We start from the raw sequence: 4,586 nt of genomic DNA, 5'->3' as shown, positions 1-4,586 counted from the left end.
GCACCGGTGATCATGTTTTTAACATAGTCGGCGTGCCCCGGGCAGTCTACGTGTGCGTAGTGACGGGTCGGGGTGTCGTATTCAACGTGGGAAGTGTTGATGGTGATACCACGAGCTTTTTCTTCCGGCGCGTTATCGATCTGGTCGAATGCGCGAGCAGCACCGCCGTAGGTTTTAGCCAGTACGGTAGTGATTGCAGCGGTCAGCGTTGTTTTACCATGGTCAACGTGGCCGATAGTACCGACGTTAACGTGCGGTTTTGTACGTTCAAACTTTTCTTTAGACATCGATTGTCCCTCTAAGACACGGATAAATCGGTGATATCACCACATCAACCAGGCAACATGCCCGACTTGTTGAATGCAATAAACAGAAGGAAAAAACAGGGAGGAGAAAAGAAGTGGTGCTGATAGGCAGATTCGAACTGCCGACCTCACCCTTACCAAGGGTGCGCTCTACCAACTGAGCTATATCAGCACATCTTGGAGCGGGCAGCGGGAATCGAACCCGCATCATCAGCTTGGAAGGCTGAGGTAATAGCCATTATACGATGCCCGCATCCTGGAACTCGGCTACCTGATTTTCATTCTGCACTGAATATCGAGAGAAGCTCTCTTTATTCGAGCCGGTAAGCGAACTTATCGTCTCGGGCTACGCCATCGCGTGGCCGAAATTGGTGGTGGGGGAAGGATTCGAACCTTCGAAGTCTGTGACGGCAGATTTACAGTCTGCTCCCTTTGGCCGCTCGGGAACCCCACCGGACTTGATGGTGCCGACTACCGGAATCGAACTGGTGACCTACTGATTACAAGTCAGTTGCTCTACCTACTGAGCTAAGTCGGCATCAAGTAGCGCGCATTCTATGGAGACATGCGAGTTCATGCAACTAAAAAATTGCATAATTTGTTTTATTGGTCACATTTTATGCGACACGATGAAGAAACAGTCGAACAGAGGGCAAATTAGCACACTTTTTCAACATCATTGTTCTCAACAATGCGCTCCTTCTAAAGCGCAATTCTTTTTATCAGATGGAATATCTGTCACATTGCTTTTCAACGATAGCTTCCTGGGAGAGATTTTTTCTTATTATTCCTCCCCATCTGGTGTTACCCTCCTGCCCATTAACCCATTCAACAGAACTGTGACGCGCCATGGCAAATATCGTTTTGCCGATAGAGCTATGACCGCCAGAAACATGCTTATGAGTATAAAAGAGCAAACGTTAATGACGCCTTACCTACAGTTTGACCGCAACCAGTGGGCAGCTCTGCGTGATTCCGTACCTATGACGTTATCGGAAGATGAGATCGCCCGTCTCAAAGGTATTAATGAAGATCTCTCGTTAGAAGAAGTGGCCGAGATCTATTTACCTTTGTCACGTTTGCTGAACTTCTATATAAGCTCGAATCTGCGCCGTCAGGCAGTTCTGGAACAGTTTCTTGGTACCAACGGGCAACGCATTCCTTACATTATCAGTATCGCAGGTAGCGTCGCGGTGGGGAAAAGTACAACCGCCCGTGTATTGCAGGCACTATTAAGCCGTTGGCCGGAGCATCGTCGTGTTGAACTGATCACGACTGATGGCTTCCTTCACCCTAATCAGGTGCTGAAAGAACGTGGTCTGATGAAGAAGAAAGGCTTCCCGGAATCGTATGATATGCATCGCCTGGTGAAGTTTGTTTCCGATCTCAAATCCGGCGTGCCAAACGTTACGGCACCAGTTTACTCGCATCTTATTTATGATGTGATCCCGGATGGAGATAAAACGGTTGTTCAGCCTGATATTTTAATTCTTGAAGGGTTAAATGTCTTACAGAGCGGGATGGATTATCCACACGATCCACATCATGTATTTGTTTCTGATTTTGTCGATTTTTCGATATATGTTGATGCACCGGAAGACTTACTTCAGACGTGGTATATCAACCGTTTCCTGAAATTCCGTGAAGGGGCTTTTACAGACCCGGATTCCTATTTTCATAACTACGCGAAATTAACTAAAGAAGAAGCGATTAACACTGCCATGACATTGTGGAAAGAGATCAACTGGCTGAACTTAAAGCAAAATATTCTACCTACTCGTGAGCGCGCCAGTTTAATCCTGACAAAGAGTGCTAATCACGCGGTAGAAGAGGTCAGACTACGCAAATAATTTTCAGGGGAGCTAATGCTCCCCTTTCTTATTTTTCTGCACTACGCAGGGATATTTCACCGCCCATCCAGGGTTTTATTATTCCATCCTGCTCAAGCAATAAAGCGCCTTGTTTGTCTATTCCGCGTGAAATGCCAAATATTTCTTTATCACCAATGATAAGTTTCACTGGGCGATTAATAAAATTATCCAGTTTTTCCCAGCGCGAAAGATAAGGTGCCAATCCTTCTTGCTCGAAGAGTTCCAGCGCCGCACGTAATTCACGTATTAGCATGGCCGCCAACGCATTACGATCGAGATTGATCCCAGCTTCCTGCAGCGTGATCCACCCCTGATTAACGACACTCTCTTCAACACGACGCATTGCCATGTTGATCCCGGCACCAACGACTATTTGCGCCGCATCGCCGGTTTTGCCAGTCAGCTCCACAAGAATACCTGCCAGCTTGCGATCCTGCAGATAGAGGTCATTCGGCCATTTAACACGAACTTTATCAGCGCCCAACTTGCGTAATACTTCCGCCATCACGATACCGATAACCAGACTTAAACCAATCGCCGCAGCCGGGCCTTGTTCCAGACGCCAGAACATCGACAAATATAAGTTTGCGCCAAAAGGTGAAAACCATTTCCGACCTCGGCGACCACGTCCTGCCTGCTGGTATTCAGCAACGCAGGCATCACCCGATTTAAGCTCTCCGATACGATCAAGAAGATACTGATTCGTGGAGTCAATAACTGGCAGCACGGCTACACTACCGCCATCCAGCTGACTCAATATCTTTTCGGCATTAAGTAACTGGATTGGCTCGGGCAAGCTGTATCCTTTACCCGGAACGGTAAAGACATCAACGCCCCAGTCACGCAGTGTTTGAATATGTTTATTAATGGCCGCCCGGCTCATTCCTAACGTTTCACCCAGCTGCTCACCAGAGTGAAATTCGCCATTCGCTAACAGGGCGATCAATTTCAGCGGCACGGTGTTATCCTTCATGAAATTGTCTCCACTGCGCTCACTTCACCTGATGCGCCAATAAAGCGGACTTCAGGCTCAAGCCAGACATTAAATTTTTCACCAACTTTCTGTCTTACATGATGCGCCAGCTGTACAACATCTTCGCTTTTTGCGTTGTGCTCATTTATGAGAACCAGCGCCTGTTGACGGTGTACCGCAGCACCACCAATTTGCGTCCCTTTAAGCTGGCACTGATCGATAAGCCAACCTGCTGCCAATTTTACTGAACCGTCTGTCTGGGGATAATGTGGTGCTGTTGGAAATTGTGCCAACAACGCGTTAGCCGCTTCGGCAGATACAACAGGGTTTTTGAAGAAACTACCGGCATTGCCATTCACTTTTGGATCAGGGAGTTTGGTGGTGCGCATATGACACACCGCATCAAATACTTGCTGTGGCGTTACGGTTGTAGGATCCAGACGAGTTAAGTCACCATACGTTAGTACAGGTTGCCACTCTTTTGGCAGGCGCAGACCTACGGCTACAATGGCGAAGCGGTCCTGGTATTCATGTTTAAAAATACTGTCGCGATAGCCAAAACGGCACTCTTTGGCAGTTAAGCGCACTTGCTTGCCTGTCGCCAGTTCAACACAGTCAACATAAGCGCAAACTCGCTGTAATTCTACGCCATAAGCACCAATATTCTGGATAGGTGATGAGCCGACACAACCAGGAATTAACGCCAGATTTTCCAGACCTGGCATACCTTCCTGCAAAGTGTATTTTACCAAGCGATGCCAGTTTTCTCCGGCTCCTACATGTAAATACCACGCATCAGGTTCATCATGAATTTCGATACCTTTGATCCGGTTGATGATCACCGTGCCGCGATAGTCTTCCAGAAAAAGTACATTACTTCCTTCACCCAGAATAAGAACGGGTTGCCCTTCTGCGGTTGCATGCTGCCAGGCATTGAGTAATTGTTGTTCGTCTTCGGCACATACAATGTGCTGAGCATTATGATCAATGCCAAATGTGTTCCAGGGTTTTAAGGAGTGGTTCATAGCTGCTTTCCTGATGCAAAAACGAGGCTAGTTTACCGTATCTGTGGGGGGATGGCTTGTAGATATGACGACAGGAAGAGTTTGTAGAAACGCAAAAAGGCCCAGTCTTCCGACTGGGCCTTCTGCTTAATTTGATGCCTGGCAGTTCCCTACTCTCGCATGGGGAGACCCCACACTACCATCGGCGCTACGGCGTTTCACTTCTGAGTTCGGCATGGGGTCAGGTGGGACCACCGCGCTAAGGCCGCCAGGCAAATTCTGTTTCATCAGACCGCTTCTGCGTTCTGATTTAATCTGTATCAGGCTGAAAATCTTCTCTCAATCCGCCAAAACATCTTCGGCGTTGTAAGGTTAAGCCTCACGGTTCATTAGTACCGGTTAGCTCAACGCATCGCTGCGCTTACACACCCGG

General features: G+C 47.9%; 4 protein-coding genes, 4 tRNA genes and 1 rRNA gene. 1 reads left to right on the top strand and 8 read right to left on the bottom strand.

The genetic code is table 11. From position 1 onward, the window contains the following. The 5 genes from BEB54_RS27715 to BEB54_RS27695 form a co-directional block, all read right to left on the bottom strand. On the bottom strand, positions 1-287 hold a 287-nt coding region (locus tag BEB54_RS27715), incomplete at its 3' end, for a GTP-binding protein (protein ID WP_000031683.1). Between the two features lie 114 nt (positions 288-401). Then, positions 402-477 (bottom strand) — tRNA-Thr (locus BEB54_RS27710). 6 nt (positions 478-483) lie between these two features. Further along, positions 484-558 (bottom strand) — tRNA-Gly (locus BEB54_RS27705). A 116-nt stretch (positions 559-674) separates the two neighbouring features. Continuing rightward, positions 675-759 (bottom strand) — tRNA-Tyr (locus BEB54_RS27700). Positions 760-767: 8 nt separating this feature from the next. Further along, positions 768-843: transfer RNA gene (locus BEB54_RS27695), tRNA-Thr, on the bottom strand. 361 nt (positions 844-1,204) lie between these two features. Between BEB54_RS27695 and coaA the strand changes: the two genes are divergently transcribed. Then, positions 1,205-2,155, top strand: coding sequence for a type I pantothenate kinase (gene coaA / locus BEB54_RS27680; protein WP_000023085.1), 951 nt, complete (start codon positions 1,205-1,207; stop codon positions 2,153-2,155). A gap of 28 nt (positions 2,156-2,183) precedes the next feature. Here the strand turns inward: coaA and birA are convergent, their stop codons facing one another. The 3 genes from birA to rrf form a co-directional block, all read right to left on the bottom strand. Next, complete coding sequence (gene birA, locus BEB54_RS27675; protein WP_088542440.1) at positions 2,184-3,149, bottom strand: bifunctional biotin--[acetyl-CoA-carboxylase] ligase/biotin operon repressor BirA; 966 nt, start codon at positions 3,147-3,149, stop codon at positions 2,184-2,186. Then, positions 3,146-4,174 carry a UDP-N-acetylmuramate dehydrogenase gene (murB, locus tag BEB54_RS27670; protein WP_088542441.1) on the bottom strand — a complete coding sequence of 343 codons (1,029 nt, stop codon included), beginning with the start codon at positions 4,172-4,174 and terminating at the stop codon, positions 3,146-3,148. The genes birA and murB overlap by 4 nt, the downstream gene beginning before the upstream one ends. Before the next feature lie 136 nt (positions 4,175-4,310). Further along, positions 4,311-4,426, bottom strand: a 5S ribosomal RNA gene (rrf, locus tag BEB54_RS27665). Between the last annotated feature and the right edge of the window lie 160 nt (positions 4,427-4,586).

The sequence above is a fragment of the Escherichia sp. MOD1-EC6021 genome (genome assembly GCF_002965245.1).
Classification (GTDB): Bacteria; Pseudomonadota; Gammaproteobacteria; order Enterobacterales; family Enterobacteriaceae; genus Escherichia; species Escherichia coli_F.
The sequence above is the reverse complement of the archived record's forward strand: the minus strand, read 5'-3'. Positions and strand labels throughout refer to the sequence as shown.